The following is a 4,073-nucleotide window of genomic DNA, read 5'->3' as shown; positions in this document are numbered from 1 at the left end:
GACCTGGCCCGTCCGCTGGCGGCGCTGCTGGCCGGGCCGCTGGGCGACCTCGCGCCGCCGGGAGCGCGGGGGCCGACGTGGCTCGTGCCCGCACCGTCGCGGCCGGCGGCGGCGCGGGTCCGCGGAGGGGACCACGTTCTGCGACTGTGCCGAGCGCTTTCGGCCCAGTGTTCCGACGTCCGGGTGGCGCATCCGTTGCGCCTCGACAGGCGGGTGCGCGATTCCGTGGGCCTCGACGCCGTGCAACGGGCCGCCAACCTGCGCGGCCGGATCGCAATTGTGAGCGGTCGACTACCACCGACCGAAGATCGAGCGCTGCTGGTCGACGACATCGTCACAACGGGAGCCACGCTGCGGGAATGCCGGTCGGTGCTGGCCGCGGCGGGGGTGGTGCCCGAGGGGGCGCTGGTGCTCTGCGACGCGACGGCGGGCAGCAGTTGATCTTGATATTTGTCCGGATTCTACCGCTGAGTGGCCCTGCCCGCTAGGCCGTCCGTCGGCATGCATCAAGTCGGGGCTACCGACCCGTCAGGACTGTTGCCGAACCGTGATGCACGTTACGGTGCTCCGCATCCCCGAGCCGTCAATCAGGAGGGACGCCCCACCGATCGAGCGCATGGGGGCGGTCAGTCCCCCGGCGCATCGCACCGTCAACCCGAAGCGGAAAGCGAGGGAAGTCTGCGTGGAGATCGTTGTCACCGGCCGTAATGTCGAGGTTCCGGATCATTTCCGGATCCACGTCGCGGAGAAGGTCGCTCGCCTCGAACGCTACGACCACCGGATGGTCGGCATGGAGGTGGAGCTGTTCCACGAGCGCAACCGCCGACAGCTCAAGAGCTGCCAACGGGTGGAGCTCACCGGCCGCGGCTGCGAGGGCGTCGCCCGCGCCGAGGCCTGCGCCCAGGACTTCTACGGCGCACTGGACGCCGCGATCGCCAAGCTCGAGTCCCAGCTGCGGCGCTCGCACGACCGGCGGCGCATCACCGGCAAGCGCGCCCGCGTCACCGCGGCGCGCGGTGGCTCGACCGCGGTGCTGGACGAGGCGCCGCCCGTGAGCGCCGACCTGGACGACGCGCCCGCCGAGGACATCGACGGAACGATCCCGTTGCCCCGTTCGCACTACGAGGACCTCGACCCGGATCCGATCCCGGGTCGCGTGGTCCGCCGCAAGGCGCACACCGACGCGCCCATGAGCGTCGACGAGGCCCTGGCCAAGATGGAGCTGGTCGGGCACGACTTCTACCTGTTCGCCGACGCCGACAGCGGCAAGCCCTGCGTCGTCTACCGGCGCAAGGGCTACGACTACGGGGTCATCAGCCTGACGCACTGATCCTGCGCACCGGGCCCGGGAGGGGCGGCGACCGATCCGACCGGAACGGTTGCCGCCCCTTCGGCGTTGAACCGTGGGGCCCGGACCGCTTCGCTACCCTGGTGGCCGGCAAGCCCCCCGAACCCGCCAAGCAGGACCCGCTGATCGTGAATGAGGTCGACCCGTGCCGCTGCTGAACCGCCTGCTCCGCGCCGGAGAGACGAAGCTGGTCAAGCGGCTGGCCAAGTACGCCGAGCACATCGAGACGCTCGAGCCGGAGATCGAGGCGCTCACCGACGCCGAGCTGCGCGCCAAGACCGAGGAGTTCAAGCGCCGCTACGCCGACGGCGAGTCCCTCGACGACCTCATGTTCGAGGCGTTCGCGGTGGTCCGCGAGGCCGGCAGGCGCACCCTGGGCCAGCGCGCGTTCAAGGTGCAGCTGATGGGTGGCGCCGCGCTGCACCTGGGCAACATCGCGGAGATGAAGACCGGTGAGGGCAAGACCCTGACCTCGGCCTTCCCCGCGTACCTCAACGCCATCTCCGGCGACGGCGTGCACATGGTCACCACCAACGACTACCTGGCCCGCCGCGACTCGGAGAACATGGGCCGCATCCACCGCTTCCTCGGCCTGGACGTGGGCGTGATCCTCTCCGAGATGCCCCCCGCGGTGCGCCGCGAGCAGTACAAGGCCGACATCACCTACGGCACGAACAACGAGTTCGGCTTCGACTACCTGCGCGACAACATGGCCTGGAACGCGCGCGACATGGTGCAGCGCGGCCACAACTTCGCCGTCGTCGACGAGGCCGACTCGATCCTCATCGACGAGGCCCGCACCCCACTGATCATCTCCGGGCCGGCCGAGCAGAGCGCGCGCTGGTACCAGGAGTTCGCGCGCATGGCGCCGTCGATGCAGAAGGACCGCCATTACGAGGTCGACGAGCGCAAGCGCACGGTGGGCGTCACCGAGGAGGGCGTCACCTACGTCGAGGACCAGCTCGGCATCGACAACCTCTACGAGGCCGCGAACACGCCGCTGGTCGGCTACCTGAACAACGCCCTGAAGGCCAAGGAGCTGTTCAAGAAGGACAAGGACTACATCGTCCGCGACGGCGCCGTGCTGATCGTCGACGAGTTCACCGGCCGCGTGCTGGCCGGGCGCCGCTACAACGAGGGCATGCACCAGGCCATCGAGGCCAAGGAGGGGGTGGAGGTCCAGGCCGAGAACCAGACCCTGGCCACCATCACCCTGCAGAACTACTTCCGGCTGTACTCCAAGCTCTCCGGGATGACCGGCACCGCCCAGACCGAGGCGGCCGAGCTGCACCAGATCTACAAGCTCGGCGTGGTCAGCATCCCGACCAACCGGCCGATGATCCGCAAGGACCAGGCCGACCTGATCTACAAGACCGAGCCGGCCAAGTTCGACGCGGTCGCCGCGGACATCGCCGAGAAGCACGCCAAGGGCCAGCCGGTCCTGGTCGGCACCACGAGCGTGGAGAAGTCGGAGTACCTGTCGAAGCTGCTGGTGCAGCTGCAGGTCCCGCACGAGGTCCTCAACGCCAAGCACCACGAGCGCGAGGCCGCGATCATCGCCCAGGCCGGGCAGGCGGGCGCGGTCACCGTGGCCACCAACATGGCCGGTCGAGGCACCGACATCGTGCTCGGCGGCAACCCCGAGTTCCTCGCCGACCTGGAGCTGCGCCGCCGCGGCCTCGACCCGGTCGAGACCCGCGAGGAGTACGAGGCCGCCTGGGACGAGGTCGTCGCGCAGGTGCGCGACCAGGTCGCGGCCGAGGCCGAGGAGGTCAAGCAGGCCGGCGGCCTCTACGTCCTGGGCACCGAGCGCCACGAGTCCCGCCGCATCGACAACCAGCTGCGCGGCCGCTCCGGCCGCCAGGGCGACCAGGGCGAGTCGCGCTTCTACCTGTCACTGGGCGACGACCTGATGCGCCGCTTCAACGGCCAGGTCGTCGAGTCGATCATGAACCGGTTCAACCTGCCGGACGACGTGCCGATCGAGGCCGGCATGGTCACCAAGGCCATCCGCAGCGCGCAGACCCAGGTCGAGCAGCAGAACTTCGAGATCCGCAAGAACGTCCTCAAGTACGACGAGGTGCTCAACAAGCAGCGCACCGTCATCTACGCCGAGCGCCGCCGCGTGCTCGCCGGCGAGGACATCCAGGCGCAGATCCAGCACATGCTCGAGGACGTGGTCAAGGCCTACGTCGACGGCGCCACCGCCGAGGGCTACTCCGAGGACTGGGACCTGGAGAAGCTCTGGACCGCCCTGGGCACGCTGTACCCGGTGGGCATCCGCTGGCAGGCGCTGGCCGGCGAGGACGACGACGCCGACGACGAGCTCACCGCCGACCGGCTGCACGACGCGATCCTGGCCGACATGCGCGAGGCCTACGCCCGCCGCGAGGCCGAGATCGACGAGCTGATCGGCACCCAGGGCGGCATGCGCGAGCTGGAGCGCCAGGTGCTGCTGCAGGTCATGGACCGCAAGTGGCGCGAGCACCTCTACGAGATGGACTACCTCAAGGAGGGCATCGGCCTGCGCGCCATGGCCCAGCGCGACCCGCTGATCGAGTACCAGCGCGAGGGCTACGACATGTTCTCCGCGATGCTCGAGGGCATCAAGGAGGAGACGGTCGGGCACATGTTCAACGTGCGCGTCCAGCCCGCCCAGCCGGCCGCCCCGGCCGACGGCGCCGCCCCGGCCGCCGCGCCCGCGCAGCAGCCGGCGGCCGCCGCT

The 4,073-nt window shown here is 69.9% G+C and carries 3 protein-coding genes; all 3 read left to right on the top strand.

Translation table 11 applies throughout. The annotated features are described in order from the left end of the window. On the top strand, positions 1–441 hold a 441-nt coding region (locus tag KIK08_RS37665; protein ID WP_408004790.1), incomplete at its 5' end, for a ComF family protein. Positions 442–682: 241 nt separating this feature from the next. Continuing rightward, positions 683–1,330, top strand: a complete 648-nt coding sequence (gene hpf / locus KIK08_RS37660) for a ribosome hibernation-promoting factor, HPF/YfiA family (RefSeq protein ID WP_214408095.1) — start codon at positions 683–685, stop codon at positions 1,328–1,330. 163 nt (positions 1,331–1,493) lie between these two features. Further along, positions 1,494–4,073: preprotein translocase subunit SecA (gene secA, locus KIK08_RS37655; RefSeq protein WP_214408094.1), on the top strand; the 2,580-nt coding region annotated here is incomplete at its 3' end.

The organism is Pseudonocardia lacus, from assembly GCF_018531445.1.
GTDB classification, from domain to species: Bacteria; Actinomycetota; Actinomycetes; order Mycobacteriales; family Pseudonocardiaceae; genus Pseudonocardia; species Pseudonocardia lacus.
This window is presented reverse-complemented; position numbering and strand designations above follow the sequence as displayed.